Origin of the sequence: Marinilactibacillus kalidii, assembly GCF_017599325.1 — a bacterium.
GTDB classification, from domain to species: Bacteria; Bacillota; Bacilli; order Lactobacillales; family Carnobacteriaceae_A; genus Marinilactibacillus; species Marinilactibacillus kalidii.
This window is the reverse complement of sequence record NZ_JAGFVM010000043.1, coordinates 1-15,634: the sequence shown is the minus strand read 5'-3', so window position 1 is coordinate 15,634 and position 15,634 is coordinate 1. Positions and strand designations below refer to the sequence as shown.

Genomic DNA, 15,634 nt, shown 5'->3' with positions numbered 1-15,634 from the left:
GAGATAATGAAACCGAAAGTAAGTTTCCCCTTACAATGAATCTTAAAAAAGCAAATAGTACAACTAAATACTTTTAAGTTAGCGTTAAAGGGGTGGAACCGAGTTGAGTTCAATTCGGTTCCATACCTTTTTTGCGTGTTTATCTTACGAATGATTTAAATAAAAAAGTTAGAAAAATCAGTCATTACCGATTGAATGCTCGGTCTATGGTCACCTTGGAAAGGATGTTATAACTTGAAGAATACCAAAGAATCAGTGATGAAAGGCATCTTTTTTCTTTCAGCTTGCTTCTCTATTATTGCACTTTTACTCATCGTTATTTTTATTTTCGCTAATGGTGTGCCGTTCATGTTTGAATATGGATTTTTCAAATTCATTTTCGGTATGGAATGGGCACCCACAAATACGCCCGCTACCTACGGCATATTCCCTATGATTATAGGATCATTATACGTAACGGCAGGTGCTGCAGTAGTAGGTGTGCCGATTGGTGTATTGACAGCGGTATTCATGGCTGAATTTTGCCCACCGATTCTCTACAAGGTCTTGAAACCGGCGGTAAATCTAATGGCGGCGATTCCTTCTATTGTATACGGATTTTTTGCACTACGTGTTTTTACCCCACTGATTAGAGATACGTTTGGTGGTAACGGTTATAGTGTGATGACGGCTTCTGTGTTGTTAGGGATCATGATCTTGCCGACTGTGATCGGACTTTCCGAATCAGCGCTGCGCGCTGTTCCTAGAACGTATTACACAGGGAGTGTTGCGCTAGGTGCGACGCACGAAAGAAGTATCTTTAAAGTGTTACTACCAGCAGCGAAGTCTGGTATCATATCGAGTGTGATTTTAGGTATTGGACGCGCAATCGGGGAAACAATGGCTGTTGTTCTTATCGCAGGGAATCAAGCGATCGTACCGGATAGCCTCTTATCGGGCGTTAGAACGTTAACGACAAACATTGTGATTGAGATGGCTTATGCAACTGGAGAACACAGAGAAGCCTTGATCGCAACAGCGGTCGTTCTATTCGGTTTCATCTTAATTATCAATTCAATCTTTCTTTATTTCAAAAATAGGGAGGCGAAATAATGTTGGCTACTAAATTTGTAAGAGGGCTCGTATATCTATCTGCTGCGATAACATTTGGTATGTTGGGCTATGTGATTATTTTTATTTTAATCAATGGGGTTCGTTTTCTAACACCCGATCTATTCTCGTGGGATTATAATTCTGACAATGTATCGATGATGCCAGCCATCATAACAACATTATATGTTGTTGGAGGAACGTTACTAATCACTACCCCAATTGGTGTGTTTACAGGGTTCTACCTTGTAGAGTATGCAAATCGTAAAAATCCCATAGTGAAATTAGTCAGTATGGCAACTGATACATTAGCAGCTGTTCCTTCTATTGTTTATGGTCTTTTTGGCTTTCTATTTTTTGTAACGTTTTTGAGTTTCCAATTGTCATTGATCGCAGGTATATTAACATCCGTTATTATGTCTCTACCTTTAATTATCCGTGCAACGGAGGAAGCTTTAGTATCGACAGGACGTCCGCTTAGAGAAGCTAGTTATGCTTTAGGTGCTGGGAAATTAAGAACGATTTTCACAGTAGTCTTACCTGTTGCGATGCCGGGAATCTTATCGGGTGTGATCTTAGCTACTGGACGTGTCATCGGAGAAACGGCAGCACTCCTCTATACGCTAGGATCAGCAACCAATATTCCAGGAAGTCTATTTAATTCAGGAAGAACGTTATCGCTACACATGTATGTGCTATCGAACGAAGGCTTCCACGTTGATCAAGCCTATGCGACTGCTGTCGTTCTATTGCTTTTTGTACTAATATTAAACGGTTTATCTACGTTTGTTAGTGCACGCTTATCTAAAGGAGGAAAATAAATGGTTACTGAATCGCCTAAAATTCAAGTGAAAGATTTAAAATTATGGTATGGAGACTTTCAAGCATTACATGGCTTGGATCTAGATATACCGGAGAAAAAAATTACGGCTTTTATTGGACCTTCCGGTTGTGGTAAGTCGACATTTATTAAATCTTTAAATAGAATGAATGATTTAATTGAGTCTTGTCGAATCGAAGGTACGATCGAGTTAGATGGCAGAGATATTTACAGTCACAAAACGGATGTCAATCAATTACGTAAACAAGTCGGAATGGTCTTCCAACAACCGAATCCATTTCCAAAAAGTATCTATGATAACATTGCTTATGGACCACGGACACATGGCATCAAGAATAAATCAGAATTGGATGAAATCGTTGAACGCAGTTTGAAGCAAGCGGCGATCTGGGACGAAGTGAAAGATCACTTGGATCGTAACGCACTTTCGATTTCCGGTGGACAACAACAAAGAATTTGTATCGCAAGAGCTTTGGCGGTAGGACCAGAAGTCTTACTGATGGATGAGCCGACAAGTGCATTAGATCCGATTTCAACAGCGAAAATTGAAGAATTAGTTGCAGAATTGAAAAATCACTACACAATCGTTATGGTCACACATAATATGCAACAAGCTTCTCGTGTATCAGACGAAACGGCCTTCTTCTTGAATGGACATATCATCGAACATGGGGACACACGTAAAATCTTTACGAACCCCGAACAAAGTGAAACAGAGAACTACATTTCTGGACGATTTGGTTAACCGAGGATAAATTAGGAGGGAATGGATTATGAGACGAGCGTATGACGAAGAATTAGAACAATTACACCGTAAATTCTATCAAATGGGCTGCATGGTCAATGAAGCCATCTACAAATCAATCAAAGCATTCGTTAAACATGATAAAGAGTTGGCTACAGGTGTGATTGAAGAAGACAAGCATATCAACCAGATGGAACTTGACCTAGAACAGTCCTGTATCGAATTGATTGCCTTACAACAACCCGTTACGACCGATTTGAGAAAAATTATTACGGTAATGAAAGCTTCTGCCGATCTTGAACGAATGGGTGACCATGCAGTGAGTATTTCCAAATCAACGATTCGAGTTAAAGGTATGAAACGAAATAGCGCCATTGAAAGCATGATTTCGGATGCTGGAGAAAAAATCAAGAAAATGGGCGAAGATGTACTGACTGCTTATATCGAATACGATACGGAAAGAGCCGTCGAGATCGCGAAATACGATTATCTTGTCGACAGTCTAGCACACGATATTAAAGAAGCGTGTATTTCTGAAATGAAAAAAGATCCAGAACTCGTTTTAGGTGCGACTGATTACATGATGGCCAGCACTTATATCGAAAGAATCGGCGATTACATCACAAATATTTCAGAGTGGATCGTCTACTTTGAAACGGGTGAGATCCAAGAACTAAACACACATCATAAATACGATGAAATGTAAAAGTGATATAAAAAAGTGCTTTCTCTATTTTTAGAGAAAGCACTTTTTTTGTGCATTTCTGGTTTTAACTGCGGTATACTAGAAAAGGCAGCTTAGAAAGGGACGGTGTTTTCAATGGAATGTACCATTAATAAACAACTAACAGTACACTATGATGTATCTGGAAAGGGACCGAATCTGATTCTTTTACACGGCAATGGAGAAGACCACCATATTTTTGACAAGGTCGTGACAAAATTAACGGATCGATTCACCGTTTATGCGGTGGATAGTCGAGACCATGGGAAAAGTACAAAAGTGACGGATGCCTATACCTACGAGGATATGACAGAAGATATTCATCAGTTTATTGAACAACTGGGTTTAACGAATGTCAGTATACTGGGATTCAGCGATGGTGGTATCATTGCTTTGCTATTGGGTATCAGACAAGAAAAGTATTTGATGAAACTGATCAGCTTGAGCCCAAATCTTTCACCCAAAGACTGGAAGCGGAAACCCTTAAAATACTTAGAAAAAAAATACGAAGAAACAAAAGATCCAGCCTTTTACATGATGTTGAATGAACCCAATATTGATCCAGCGCGCTTAACCGATATCCAAGTGCCTACGCTCGTGACAGCTGGAGAACATGATTTGTTTTATCGTTCGATGTACCGGACGATCGAGAAAAAGATTCCAGACGCAGAACTGATGATTCTAAAAGGGGAAGACCATAGTTCTTATATCATTGATAATGATGGCCTAGCGCAAACTGTCAAAGACTTTATCTTTCGCTAATCAAGAATCAACTAGCTCTTCGTCTGGGATAACGACTAGAAGAAGAGAGAAGGCGTCACATGATAAAAAAAGTACCGGAACAAAAGCGTCGACTTGTTGAACCATTCTTTAAACAATTTGACGATACGATGATTCGAACGTATCTGGAAGGACATATGGGGGAAGCGTGGGTAGATGATCTCGATCAACCGACTGCTGCTCAAATAACGGTGAGCGTTTTTACGTTTTTCTCAGGAGACGCTAGGTCAACAGCTGCGGAAGCCTTACTTAAAAATGTTCCCGAAGATGTATTGGTCATCGTAGAGACTGACGAATGGAAGCAGGAGCTGGAAAGCGTTCATGCAGGTCATTATGAAAAGTATTCCAGATACCGCTTTGAACAAAGCCAAGTAGTGTTAGACCCTAAGCACTTAAAGGCGATCATTGACCAATTACCCTCAGCGTACACCCTTCGAAAAATCGACAAAGCGGTAATCGAGATGCCGTCATTGCATCACTTATCGCCAGATTTCACTGGTAATTTTGAATCAGCGGAAGATTATTTAGATAGAGGCATCGGCTACGTGGTTATCCACGAAGATAAAGTGGTCAGTGGCGCTTCTAGTTTTAGTATTTATGATGGTGGAATCGAAATAGAAGTGGGGACAGACGAAGGTTATAGAAGACAAGGACTTGCTGCAATCGTCTCAGCCGCTTTAATACGCGATTGCTTGTATCAAAATCGCTATCCTAATTGGGATGCAGAAAATATCGGTTCTGCGAAACTAGCACAGTCTTTAGGCTATAGCTTAAAAGAACCATATGATACCTACTATGTGAACACCCATAAAAAAGCATACTAAAAAAAGGAAGCTACGATAAAGTTGTCGTAGTTTCCTTTTGCATCAGCTAGAGTGTTTTCTTTTTCCAATCAATAACCGTTTTAACGTATGCGTCAAACAAGCCTTGAGCGGCTTTGTTGTTGTGGATCATCAATTCTGGATGCCACTGCACGCCGATGGTGATATGCTGATCATCGCTGCTCTCGAAAGCTTCAATCAAGCCATCACTAGACCAACCGACCGGACGTAAACCTTCCGCAAGTTCTTTGATCGCTTGGTGATGATACGAATTCACATGAGCGCTAGTACCATACAATTGCCCAAGCCAAGAATCCTCTTTGATCTTCACACTATGTGCAGCTGTTTCAGGTGTTGACTCTTGAACATGCTGCACACCAAGTGATGGATAAAGGGACACATCCTGATACAAGGTACCACCGAACGCTACATTAAAGATCTGTAGACCGCGGCAGATCGCTAGCACGGGTTTGTTTTCGGCCCACGCTTCCTTGATAACAGCCATCTCAAACTGGTCACGCTCAAGACTGGTATCTTGTAATTTTAAATGCGGTTCTTCCCCGTAACTTAAAGGCGACACATCTTGACCGCCAGCCAGCAGGATCGCATCCACACTTTTCACATATTGACGAGCATTTTCCTCACTAGAAATCGGAAATATGACCGGTAAAGCACCAGCCGCTTGTAAGGCTTCCACAAAACCATGAGGCGTGTACGAAATCGGAAGACTTTCATATCGTGGACTAAAATTTGTTAAAACATTTCCGAGAATACCAATAACAGGTTTCATCAATTCTCATCCTCTCAAAACCTTATTAAATAGGTGAGTATAGTATACCGATTCACTTATTCATAAGCAACGGGCACGGAAAATCGAAAACCCTTTTATGAAAAAACGTCCTTAATTTATAACAAATCGACAGGGATCAAGCACGTTTTGAATGTGCTAGCCAGTTACGATAAGTCTGTTCAATCGCAAAAGAACCGATCGGAGCGGTAATTAGAATCGACAAGACAGCGACCGTTACGATCAGATGACCACTAGCTAAGCCCATAGATAAAGGAATGCTCCCAATTGCGGCTTGTACAGTGGCTTTGGGTGTATAGGCGATCATCGTGAACCATTTTTCTTCTTTCAACAAGGAAGAAGGAATCAGACTGAGATAGACACCAAACATTCTGAAAACAAGGGCACCGACGACCAATAAGACAGCCGCAACACCAGCAGACTGAACATAACTCAAGTCAACGGTCGTACCGACCAAGACAAATAATAAAATCTCCGCACCGCTCCACAAATTCGTATAGGTTTTAGATAAGGCAGCGGCTAAGTCTTGATACAGTTGATTCAAGACGATACCCATACTCATGATGGCGAGTAGGCCAGACAAAGGTACTGTTCCTTCAAGCACATCTTCAAGACCCAATAACAGAAAGGAAACACTTAACAACATCAAGACTTTCATCATGATTGAAAGCTTCGTCCGTTTGAATAATTGGCCCATACCAAGACCCACAATGACACCTGTAAGAATGCCTAAGACAATGGAAATAGGGATCGTTAGGAAATGACTGGCAGATAAAGCCCCGCCGGAAGCCAGAGATAAGAAAGCATAAAATAAGACGATCACAAAAATATCATCCAATGATGCACCGGCAAGAATGAGTTGTGGGATCTTTCGTTTTTGTCCGTAACCACCTTCTTTGATTTTAAGCATCAATGGCACGATCACAGCGGGGGATACAGCCGCAACGACTGTCCCCATCAGTGCAGACTCGATATAAGTCAAATCAAAGAGTAAAGGTGCGAGCAAAGTGATCGCTGTAATTTCCAAAACAGCTGGAACAAAACTCATCAAAATAGCCGGCAAGCCAATTTTTTTCAGCTCCGAAACATTCAAAGAAAGTCCAGCACGTGTAAGAATAATGACGAGCGCCATTCTCCTGATATCAGCGGAAATGTTGAGCAGCGAGTCATCCAGTAGATTAAATGCATAAGGTCCAATCAAGATCCCTGCAAGGATCATCCCGATCAGACTCGGTAATCCGAGTCGCTTACAGATTCCTCCTAAAACAATTCCAGTAATAAAAATCAAAGCAATACTTGTTAACATCAAACCAGTCCTTTTTATAGAGAATAAGATGCACCGTCGATCAGTAGTCTGCGCATAAAAAAAGCCGAGACTCCTGGATGAACAGTTCATCACAGAAGTCATCAGCTCTTCAGCAGTTCAGGCTACGCCTCGGGAGACATTCATTCCCGTTTATTAACTAGAGTATAGCATAAGTCCTTGGCCATTGCTAGATTACGGATGATTTAAAATAGTTTAAAAAACGCTAGCCTTTACGTTAAAGAGTGGTATTATTTTAACTAAATAAAGGGAGTGAAAAAATGGCTGATGAAAAATTGGAAACAATGATAGAAAAAGAAGAGAAAAGCGCTGAACCAAATGAAGAAAAAGCAGTGGCCTTAAGTGAGACAGAAGAAAAGGAAACAAGAAGAAGTCTAAATAACTGGAATATGGGTTTTGCCTGTTTAATCGTTGCAATTTTGATCGTATTGTTTTTACCAATATTGATTACACCAGACTCAACTGATGGTTACGCTGTCTATGATCAATTTGAATTAGGCATTAATGCTATCCGTTGGCTGACCCTTGCGGTATTTTCTTTTGTCATCAGTTTACTGTGTTTATTTAAAAAGTAAAAAAAGATAAAAGAGAGGAAGACATAAATGAGCGAATTCAAAGAAGACATAAGCAAAGTGAGAAAAGAGTTAAAGGTATTGGATAAGGCTGTACAGTACATAGGTTTTCTATTGATCCTTATCGCCGTACTGATCCCCCTTACGATACAAAAGATTATTTATCCAGTTATGCATGGTGGTGAATTTGATTTTGACACGTATGCACTTGAAACAAATGTCAATCTTATTCGATACATGGGTTTGGCGTTCATATTACTAATCATTGGTATGACCAGTGTACTTTGCACGCGTAATAAAAAAGTGAAATAAATTTCGTGTAATTGGTGCGTCTAGTTATCCTGTTTCGACAAGATAACTAGGCGTTTTTATGTTGCGTAGTAAGAAGATAAAAGGGTTCGATTTTATATTCTTTACTAGATAATAATTTTTATAAACTAGAAACCTTGGTATAACAACTATCCGCGTAGTTTTGCGCGATTTAGGGTATTGGTCGACCTTGATATGCCTGTTCAATTAGACTAAAATAGAGGAGTATACGCTTTATTCTTTAACGAAGTGTAGCTTAAAAAATCAAACAAAAATAACCGAGAAAAGGAAGGTACATAATGGCTGTATTAGAAATCAAGAACCTACATGTATCCATTGAAGAAAAAGAAATTTTAAAAGGTGTCAATTTAAAAATGCAAACGGGAGAAATCCATGCCATCATGGGCCCAAACGGAACGGGTAAATCGACTTTATCAGCGGCCATTATGGGCCACCCAAGTTATGAAGTCACTGAAGGAGAAGTGTTACTAGATGGTGAAAATATCCTTGAGATGGAAGTAGATGAACGCGCACGCGCTGGACTCTTTTTAGCGGTACAATACCCGAGTGAGATCGCTGGGATCACCAACGCAGAGTTTATGCGTGCTGCCATCAACTCTCGCCGTGAAGAAGACAATAAAATGGGCGTCATGGACTTCATCAACAAACTAGATGAAAAAATGGCTTTACTGGATATGCCAGAAGAAATGGCTGAACGTTATTTAAACGAAGGCTTTTCAGGCGGAGAGAAAAAACGAAATGAAATCTTACAATTATTGATGATCGAACCAACTTTTGCGATTTTAGATGAGATCGATTCAGGACTGGATATCGATGCCTTACAAGTCGTTTCTAAAGGCGTCAACGAAATGCGCGGAGACAACTTCGGCTCATTGATCATTACGCACTACCAAAGACTACTCAACTACATCACGCCAGATGTCGTCCATATTATGATGGATGGCCGTGTCGTTAAAACAGGTGGCGCGGAACTGGCTCACCAATTAGAAGCAGAAGGCTACAAAGGCTTGATGGAAGAACTCGGTATCGAATACAAACCGGAAGAACACGAATAAAACAGAGGAGGCCAATTACATGGTAACGAAACAAAAGCAATACGTAGACTATGCAGATGCTCTTACAGCCTTCTCGACAGGACTCGGTGAACCGGAATGGATGCTTCAACTGCGTTTAGAATCCCTGAATAAAATCGAGGAACTAGATTTACCCATCATCGAACGTGTCCGCTATAACCGTTGGCCATTATTTCAAGTGCCAAACCTAACAGGCGCACCGGCAGCGAAAGCGGTGGAAATCACGAAGTATGTGGAAGACAAAGCAGATGCGGCGCGTGTTATCCAAGCAGGAAACGAAACGGTCATTGAAACCTTACCCGAGTCACTAAAAGACAAAGGCGTTATTTTTACGGATATCAAAACGGCGCTGAAAGAACATCCAGCACTCGTAAAAGAAGCCTATATGCAACATGCGGTCAAAGCAGATAAAAATAAGATCACGGCTTTCCATGCAGCGTTCATGAATTCAGGTCTATTCTTATACGTCCCGAAAAATGTCGTTGTTGAAGAACCGCTTGAAGCGATGTTTATCCAAAATAGTTTAGTAGCAGACAGCTTTATCAAGCACGTTCTGATTTATGCGGACGTTAATGCTAGCTTTAACTACGTGGAAAAATTCCTAACGGCTGGAGATATGAAGAATGCCGCAAATATCCTAGTAGAAGTCGTTGCTAAACAAGGCGCGCAAGTGAAATTCTCAGCGGTCGATCAATTAGGGGAAAATACAACGACCTATTTCAACCGTGCGGGTCACACTTTCCGAGACGCGTCAATAGACTGGGCGATCGGCGTTATGAATAGCGGCAATACCATCGCTGACTTGGACACGAATCTTGTCGGAGACGGCTCTAGTTCTGACTTGAAAGCAGTAGGCATTAGTAGCGGTAAACAAACGCAAGCCATTGATTCAAACGTGGTCAGCTATGGGCTGCATACTGTTGGCAATATCTTCCAACATGGCGTTATTTTAGACCGTGCTACATTGACGTTCAATGGAATCGGTCATATCATCAAAGGCTCAAAAGGCTCAGATGCCCAACAAGAATCACGTGTCTTGATGCTGTCAGACAAAGCGCGTGGCGATGCGAACCCAATCTTACTGATCGATGAAAACGAAGTGACCGCTGGACATGCGGCTTCTGTTGGTCGGGTAGACCCAGAAGAAATGTACTATCTGATGAGCCGTGGTATCGCGAAAAGTGAAGCAGAGAGACTGGTTATCCGAGGGTTTTTAGGCTCAGTGATCTCAGCGATTCCGCTGAAAGCCATTAGAGATGAATTAGTGGACACGATCGAAAGGAAGTTGACTGTTAGATGACCGTTTCCTTTGATCAATTGAAACAAGATTTTCCCATCTTAGACCAGATCGTGAACGACGAACCACTCGTTTATCTGGATAATGCAGCGACTACACAAAAACCTTTAGCCGTCTTACAAGCAATCGAAACCTATTACCACACCTCAAATGCCAATGTTCACCGCGGCGTGCATACTTTAGGTGAACGCGCAACGAGTCAGTATGAAGGGTCAAGAACAGTCGTGAAAGATTTCATCAACGCCAATGAAACAGCGGAAGTCTTATTCACACGTGGAACGACCACTTCACTGAACTGGGTCGCGAAAAGCTTTGGCGAATTAGTCATCGAACCGGGCGATGAAATTTTGATTTCCTACATGGAACATCACTCAAACATCATCCCTTGGCAACAACTAGCGAAAAAGAAACAAGCCAAACTCGTTTACATTGAACTGACCGATCAAGGCCAACTCGATATGGACGATGCCAAACAAAAAATCACGGACAAAACAAAAATCGTTTCGATCTCTCATGTCTCTAACGTTTTAGGCGTTGTGAATCCTATCAAGCAACTTGCAGACTGGATACATGAAAAAAATGGCTATCTAGTCGTGGATGGCGCACAAGCTGTTCCACATATGCCCGTCGATGTACAAGCGCTGAACGCGGACTTTTATGCCTTCAGCGGGCATAAAATGCTTGGACCGACCGGAATCGGTGTCTTATATGGCAAACGTGCCCTCCTAGAACAAATGGAGCCCGTAGAATTTGGCGGCGAGATGATCGATTTCGTAGAAGAACAAGACAGCACATGGAAGGAACTACCATGGAAGTTCGAAGCCGGCACACCAAACATAGCTGGCGCAATTGGTCTAGCCGCTGCTATGCACTACTTGAACACTATCGGTATGGAAACTATCGTGCAACACGAACGTGAATTAGTTGAGTATGTTATGCCGAAATTAGAAGCAATTGAAGGACTAACGCTTTTCGGTCCAGAAGATCTGCGATTTAGAACAGGCGTGATTTCTTTCAATATCGATGGCGTCCACCCACACGATGTGGCGACTGCGATGGATATGGAAGGCGTAGCGGTCAGAGCCGGTCACCACTGTGCTCAGCCACTCATGACTTATCTGAACCAAGCGGCGACTGCTCGAGCGAGCTTCTATTTGTATAACACCAAAGCAGACGCAGATAAATTTGTAGAAGCGATCCTCGCGACGAAGGAGTTTTTCTTGAATGGCTTTAACTAAATTAGATCAATTGTATCGAGCAGTGATCCTTGAACATTCACAGACCCCTAGAAGACGTGGGACCTTGGATGAGTCGACCACACAGATCGAACTAAGAAACCCAACCTGTGGAGATGTGATCCAAGTTCAACTCAATATCGAAGACGATATCGTCAAAGATGTCCGATTCGATGGCAGTGGCTGCACCATCTCCATGGCGAGCGCGAGTATGATGACAGATGCGATTATTGGGAAACCGATCGAAGAAGCCCTTCACTTGTCAGAATCATTCTCACAAGTGGTTCAGGGGAATGAAGCAGCTGATCAAACAGCTTTGGGAGACGCGATGATGCTCTCAGGCGTATCGAAATTTCCAGCTCGAATTAAATGCGCGACTTTATCATGGAAAGCGCTAGAGAAAGCTTTAACGAACCAAGGCACTGGCGTAGACGGACAGATGAGACACGAAGACATTACTGAATAAGCAGTACACTCACGAGAGGGGAACCAAGTTATGGTCAATGTACCAGAAAAAAGCGAATACCAATATGGATTCCACGATGATGTCGAGTCGCTTTACGATACCGGTAAAGGTTTGACGGAAGGCATTATTCGAGATATTTCAGCGCGCAAAGAAGAGCCGCAATGGATGTTGGATTACCGTTTGAAATCTTATGATCACTTTTTGAAACGTCCGATGCCTGAATGGGGTGCGGATCTATCAGAAGTTGATTTTGATAATATCACCTATTACCGTAAATCCAGTGAACGTTCAGAACGGAGCTGGGATGATGTACCGGACAAAATCAAAGAAACCTTTGAACGTCTAGGCGTACCAGAAGCAGAGCGTCAATTCTTAGCAGGCTCTGGTGCACAATATGAATCAGAAGTGGTTTACCACAATATGAAAGAAGAGTACGAAAAATTAGGGATCGTCTTTACCGATACGGATTCAGCCTTAAAAGAGTATCCAGAACTTTTCAAAGAGCACTTTGGAACCGTCGTCCCACCAACTGACAACAAGCTAGCCGCTTTAAACTCAGCGACTTGGTCAGGTGGAACCTTTATCTATGTACCAAAAGGTGTCCGCTGTGACGTGCCACTTCAAATGTACTTCCGTATCAATGACGAAGCGATGGGGCAATTTGAACGTACGTTAATTATCGTTGATGAAGGCGCAAGTGTGCATTATGTAGAAGGCTGTACCGCACCAACATTCTCAGAAAGCTCACTACACGCAGCGGTCGTAGAGATTATTGTTAAAAAAGATGCTTATTGCCGTTACACAACGATCCAAAACTGGTCAGATAACGTGTATAACTTGGTGACTAAACGTGCGACAGCCGCAGAAGGCGCAACCGTTGAATGGATCGATGGTAACCTTGGTGCAAAAACAACCATGAAATACCCAAGTATCCACCTAAACGGACGTGGCGCACGTGGAACGACTATGTCAATTGCCATGGCTGGAGAAGGTCAAATCCAAGATACGGGCGCAAAAATGATTCACAACGCCCCAAACACGTCTAGCTCGATCGTTTCAAAATCGATCGCTAAAGACGGTGGAGAAGTGAACTACCGTGGACAAGTAACCTTTGGAAAAGATTCCGGCGGATCGATCTCACACATCGAGTGTGACACGATTATTATGGATGATAAGTCGAAATCCGACACCATTCCATTCAACGAAATCCACAACTCAAATGTTGCACTTGAACATGAAGCAAAAGTTTCTAAAATATCAGAAGAACAACTCTACTACCTCATGAGCCGTGGCTTAAACGAAGAAACCGCCACAGAAATGATCGTCATGGGCTTCGTAGAACCCTTCACCAAAGAACTGCCAATGGAATACGCAGTCGAGTTGAATCGATTGATTAGTTATGAGATGGAAGGTTCAGTTGGGTAATCGATAAAAAAGTAGGTTGAAAAGTTAAACACTCGAAAAGTCCTTATGAGAAAATCTCACTGGCCTAACGAGTGTTTTTCTTTTGCAATCTATAATATATTTTACAAATTATCAATAAGATGCCCTAAAAAAAATTAGAATCATGACGTTCACACAAAATATAAGAACGTTGAAGTAAATATTAAGAAAAAGCAGCTGAAATTATTTAAAATAGGGTTGTAATCATGATTAATAAAAATATAAAGGAGTTTGATACTTGTTTTACCATTACTCAAGCAATAAGAAAGTCAAAAAAATTGTATAAGTGGAGAGATCATAGTGGAAAAATTAAGTACTTATAAATTATTAGAAGAATACGAAGCAATAAAAGTGATTGGCGGAAATCGAGCAGATAAAATAAAAACTTTGGGAAAAATTGCAGGTGCTGGTATTAAGGGAGCAGGCGGTGGAGCAGGAATAGGAGCGATTTTCTGTGGGCCTGGCTGTGCTGTTGTTGGTGGAGTATACGGTGCTTTTGGTGGATTAACAACTATTGGTTTTGATTTGGCAAATTAATAAAGGGAGGAAGATTTTTATGACACTTGATAAAAAAATTACGGTGAATTCTATTTGTAATAGTGATTTAGAAAATATTGTCGGTGGAGGTAAAGCTAATAATATTTTCAATGGTGCTTTAGGAGGGGCTGCAGCTGGCGCAAAGGCATGTATCAAACTAGGGCCTAAAGCTGGATTGATTTGTGGAGCTGGTGGAGCTGTCGTAGGTGGTGCATGGGAAGCATGGTTAAATTAAATGGCTATTAAGAGTCAAAAATATAATAATATGGTTTTTGCACTGTCTATCCTTTTTTCTACGTTTTGGATAATGACTGCCAAAGTAAATACGATGGCAGGTCATTTATGGATTGCATTGTACTTTCTTAGTGTTTTATTCTTATTTTATATGGTAGTTAAAGAAAAATATAAAAAAAAGATGAGTTCTACTATTGTACTCGAAACATTCAGTACACTCGTCATTTCAGGACTCTATTTCCAGTTATCATCGATAGAAATCAATCGTTATATGGTGCCTAATGTATTCCTATTTATCGTGCTGAATGCAATCAATATTAGTGCGTTCATGGGAACTGTGAAGAAAGAAAGTAATCAGTAAATTTCAAATACTGGTATGTCAACACTTTTTTGAACAAAAATTATAAGGTGTAAATGATGTTTGAGTTTATTTTACTTTACTTGAGTCTCTTTAACTGAATGTAAGGCTAGTTTTGACCGGCTGATGGACAACGGACTTGCGGACTTTAATTTCAGACTGTTCCAGTTCCCAACTTTTTCGATAATCGATAGGAGATTCGTAGTCCAATGATCCATGTGGGCGAAAATGATTCCACCAATGGACGTAGTCCATAAGTTGAACTTGCAGTTCATAGAGTGTATGGAATGTGTTGTCGTAGACAAATTCAAACTTAAATGATTTATACGTGGACTCCGCTACGGCATTGTCGTAAGGATTCCCTTTTCTACTTAACGAACGCACAATATCAAAGGAGTCCAGTAACTCATCAATGGTGTGGTTGTCGAATTCCTTTCCCCGGTCAGTGTGGAAAACGTTGACCGTATATAGAGTTCCTTTAACTGTAGCGAGAGCTTGGAGAACCAAGTCAGCTGTCTTATTTGGTCCTGCGGAATACCCGATAATCTCACGGTTAAATAGGTCTATAATAAAACAAACATAAAACCACTTGTTGGCAACTTTGACATAGGTCAAGTCTGTGACAATCACTTTCATTGGTTCTTCTGGATTGAACTCACGGTTCAAGGTGTTTTCAATCTTCGCTTGATTGACACCACTCTGTTGCGGTTTATATGACAGTTTATCATATTTGGATACCAGATGAAACTTCTTCATAATGCGCCCAATTCTCCGACGGGACACAGTAAACGCGCGTTTCTTCAATCGTTTTTTTAATTTACGCGTGCCATAATTGTTTTTGCTTTTGGCAAACTCTTCAATAATCGCTTGTTCAAGTTCCGCGTCACTTTCTTTCTTTATTACTTCGTAATAATAAGATCCTCTACTGATCTCAAGGGCACGGCACATCGCTGATAT

19 protein-coding genes and 1 riboswitch are annotated in these 15,634 nt (G+C 41.2%); of the genes, 16 read left to right on the top strand and 3 right to left on the bottom strand.

Annotated elements, in window-relative coordinates:
* Positions 1-258 precede the first annotated feature (258 nt).
* From pstC to J5J05_RS10230, 6 genes are all read left to right on the top strand, one after another.
* Complete coding sequence (pstC, locus tag J5J05_RS10255; protein WP_244244718.1) at positions 259-1,092, top strand: phosphate ABC transporter permease subunit PstC; 834 nt, start codon at positions 259-261, stop codon at positions 1,090-1,092.
* Complete coding sequence (gene pstA, locus J5J05_RS10250) at positions 1,092-1,910, top strand: phosphate ABC transporter permease PstA (protein ID WP_425270360.1); 819 nt, start codon at positions 1,092-1,094, stop codon at positions 1,908-1,910. The genes pstC and pstA overlap by 1 nt, the downstream gene beginning before the upstream one ends.
* Positions 1,911-2,675: a phosphate ABC transporter ATP-binding protein PstB gene (pstB, locus tag J5J05_RS10245; protein ID WP_208560593.1), complete on the top strand. Its 765-nt coding sequence runs from the start codon at positions 1,911-1,913 to the stop codon at positions 2,673-2,675. It begins immediately after the preceding gene.
* 28 nt (positions 2,676-2,703) lie between these two features.
* Positions 2,704-3,381 carry a phosphate signaling complex protein PhoU gene (phoU, locus tag J5J05_RS10240; protein ID WP_208560592.1) on the top strand — a complete coding sequence of 226 codons (678 nt, stop codon included), beginning with the start codon at positions 2,704-2,706 and terminating at the stop codon, positions 3,379-3,381.
* A 114-nt stretch (positions 3,382-3,495) separates the two neighbouring features.
* On the top strand, positions 3,496-4,161 hold the full coding sequence (locus J5J05_RS10235; protein WP_208560591.1) for an alpha/beta fold hydrolase: 666 nt from the start codon (positions 3,496-3,498) through the stop codon (positions 4,159-4,161).
* A 59-nt stretch (positions 4,162-4,220) separates the two neighbouring features.
* Positions 4,221-5,003 carry a GNAT family N-acetyltransferase gene (locus tag J5J05_RS10230; protein ID WP_208560590.1) on the top strand — a complete coding sequence of 261 codons (783 nt, stop codon included), beginning with the start codon at positions 4,221-4,223 and terminating at the stop codon, positions 5,001-5,003.
* A gap of 46 nt (positions 5,004-5,049) precedes the next feature.
* Here J5J05_RS10230 and J5J05_RS10225 read toward each other — a convergent pair whose 3' ends face one another.
* On the bottom strand, positions 5,050-5,790 hold the full coding sequence (locus J5J05_RS10225) for a gamma-glutamyl-gamma-aminobutyrate hydrolase family protein (protein WP_208560589.1): 741 nt from the start codon (positions 5,788-5,790) through the stop codon (positions 5,050-5,052).
* A gap of 136 nt (positions 5,791-5,926) precedes the next feature.
* On the bottom strand, positions 5,927-7,114 hold the full coding sequence (locus tag J5J05_RS10220) for a cation:proton antiporter (RefSeq protein ID WP_208560588.1): 1,188 nt from the start codon (positions 7,112-7,114) through the stop codon (positions 5,927-5,929).
* 85 nt (positions 7,115-7,199) lie between these two features.
* Positions 7,200-7,271: riboswitch (Fluoride riboswitch) on the bottom strand.
* A gap of 121 nt (positions 7,272-7,392) precedes the next feature.
* Between J5J05_RS10220 and J5J05_RS10215 the strand changes: the two genes are divergently transcribed.
* From J5J05_RS10215 to J5J05_RS10170, 10 genes are all read left to right on the top strand, one after another.
* A complete protein-coding gene (locus J5J05_RS10215) occupies positions 7,393-7,707 on the top strand; it encodes a hypothetical protein (RefSeq protein ID WP_208560587.1) in 315 nt (104 codons plus the stop codon).
* 27 nt (positions 7,708-7,734) lie between these two features.
* Positions 7,735-8,016 carry a hypothetical protein gene (locus J5J05_RS10210; RefSeq protein WP_208560586.1) on the top strand — a complete coding sequence of 94 codons (282 nt, stop codon included), beginning with the start codon at positions 7,735-7,737 and terminating at the stop codon, positions 8,014-8,016.
* 296 nt (positions 8,017-8,312) lie between these two features.
* Positions 8,313-9,089 carry a Fe-S cluster assembly ATPase SufC gene (gene sufC, locus J5J05_RS10205; protein ID WP_208560585.1) on the top strand — a complete coding sequence of 259 codons (777 nt, stop codon included), beginning with the start codon at positions 8,313-8,315 and terminating at the stop codon, positions 9,087-9,089.
* Between the two features lie 19 nt (positions 9,090-9,108).
* The gene (gene sufD / locus J5J05_RS10200) at positions 9,109-10,407 is read left to right on the top strand and encodes a Fe-S cluster assembly protein SufD (protein ID WP_208560584.1); all 1,299 of its coding nucleotides are present in this window, start codon (positions 9,109-9,111) and stop codon (positions 10,405-10,407) included.
* Positions 10,404-11,642 (top strand): cysteine desulfurase, encoded by a 1,239-nt coding sequence (locus tag J5J05_RS10195; protein WP_208560583.1) that lies wholly within the window; start codon positions 10,404-10,406, stop codon positions 11,640-11,642. The genes sufD and J5J05_RS10195 overlap by 4 nt, the downstream gene beginning before the upstream one ends.
* Positions 11,629-12,105: a Fe-S cluster assembly sulfur transfer protein SufU gene (gene sufU, locus J5J05_RS10190; protein WP_208560582.1), complete on the top strand. Its 477-nt coding sequence runs from the start codon at positions 11,629-11,631 to the stop codon at positions 12,103-12,105. Before J5J05_RS10195 ends, sufU begins: the two co-directional genes overlap by 14 nt.
* A gap of 30 nt (positions 12,106-12,135) precedes the next feature.
* Positions 12,136-13,530, top strand: a complete 1,395-nt coding sequence (sufB, locus tag J5J05_RS10185) for a Fe-S cluster assembly protein SufB (RefSeq protein ID WP_208560581.1) — start codon at positions 12,136-12,138, stop codon at positions 13,528-13,530.
* Positions 13,531-13,848: 318 nt separating this feature from the next.
* Complete coding sequence (locus tag J5J05_RS10180) at positions 13,849-14,085, top strand: Blp family class II bacteriocin (RefSeq protein ID WP_208560580.1); 237 nt, start codon at positions 13,849-13,851, stop codon at positions 14,083-14,085.
* 19 nt (positions 14,086-14,104) lie between these two features.
* Positions 14,105-14,320, top strand: coding sequence for a Blp family class II bacteriocin (locus J5J05_RS10175; protein WP_208560579.1), 216 nt, complete (start codon positions 14,105-14,107; stop codon positions 14,318-14,320).
* On the top strand, positions 14,321-14,680 hold the full coding sequence (locus J5J05_RS10170; RefSeq protein ID WP_208560578.1) for a hypothetical protein: 360 nt from the start codon (positions 14,321-14,323) through the stop codon (positions 14,678-14,680).
* Between the two features lie 90 nt (positions 14,681-14,770).
* Here J5J05_RS10170 and J5J05_RS10165 read toward each other — a convergent pair.
* The coding region (locus J5J05_RS10165; RefSeq protein ID WP_208559507.1) for an IS3 family transposase at positions 14,771-15,634 on the bottom strand (864 nt) is incomplete at its 5' end.

Excerpts from the sequence above, each read along its gene's own strand:
- pstC (WP_244244718.1), top strand. The coding sequence starts at position 259 with ATGAAAGGCATCTTTTTTCTTTCAGCTTGCTTCTCTATTATTGCACTT.
- pstA (WP_425270360.1), top strand. The coding sequence starts at position 1,092 with ATGTTGGCTACTAAATTTGTAAGAGGGCTCGTATATCTATCTGCTGCG.
- pstB (WP_208560593.1), top strand. The coding sequence starts at position 1,911 with ATGGTTACTGAATCGCCTAAAATTCAAGTGAAAGATTTAAAATTATGG.
- phoU (WP_208560592.1), top strand. The coding sequence starts at position 2,704 with ATGAGACGAGCGTATGACGAAGAATTAGAACAATTACACCGTAAATTC.
- J5J05_RS10235 (WP_208560591.1), top strand. The coding sequence starts at position 3,496 with ATGGAATGTACCATTAATAAACAACTAACAGTACACTATGATGTATCT.
- J5J05_RS10230 (WP_208560590.1), top strand. The coding sequence starts at position 4,221 with ATGATAAAAAAAGTACCGGAACAAAAGCGTCGACTTGTTGAACCATTC.
- J5J05_RS10225 (WP_208560589.1), bottom strand. The coding sequence starts at position 5,790 with ATGAAACCTGTTATTGGTATTCTCGGAAATGTTTTAACAAATTTTAGT.
- J5J05_RS10220 (WP_208560588.1), bottom strand. The coding sequence starts at position 7,114 with ATGTTAACAAGTATTGCTTTGATTTTTATTACTGGAATTGTTTTAGGA.
- J5J05_RS10215 (WP_208560587.1), top strand. The coding sequence starts at position 7,393 with ATGGCTGATGAAAAATTGGAAACAATGATAGAAAAAGAAGAGAAAAGC.
- J5J05_RS10210 (WP_208560586.1), top strand. The coding sequence starts at position 7,735 with ATGAGCGAATTCAAAGAAGACATAAGCAAAGTGAGAAAAGAGTTAAAG.
- sufC (WP_208560585.1), top strand. The coding sequence starts at position 8,313 with ATGGCTGTATTAGAAATCAAGAACCTACATGTATCCATTGAAGAAAAA.
- sufD (WP_208560584.1), top strand. The coding sequence starts at position 9,109 with ATGGTAACGAAACAAAAGCAATACGTAGACTATGCAGATGCTCTTACA.
- J5J05_RS10195 (WP_208560583.1), top strand. The coding sequence starts at position 10,404 with ATGACCGTTTCCTTTGATCAATTGAAACAAGATTTTCCCATCTTAGAC.
- sufU (WP_208560582.1), top strand. The coding sequence starts at position 11,629 with ATGGCTTTAACTAAATTAGATCAATTGTATCGAGCAGTGATCCTTGAA.
- sufB (WP_208560581.1), top strand. The coding sequence starts at position 12,136 with ATGGTCAATGTACCAGAAAAAAGCGAATACCAATATGGATTCCACGAT.
- J5J05_RS10175 (WP_208560579.1), top strand. The coding sequence starts at position 14,105 with ATGACACTTGATAAAAAAATTACGGTGAATTCTATTTGTAATAGTGAT.
- J5J05_RS10170 (WP_208560578.1), top strand. The coding sequence starts at position 14,321 with ATGGCTATTAAGAGTCAAAAATATAATAATATGGTTTTTGCACTGTCT.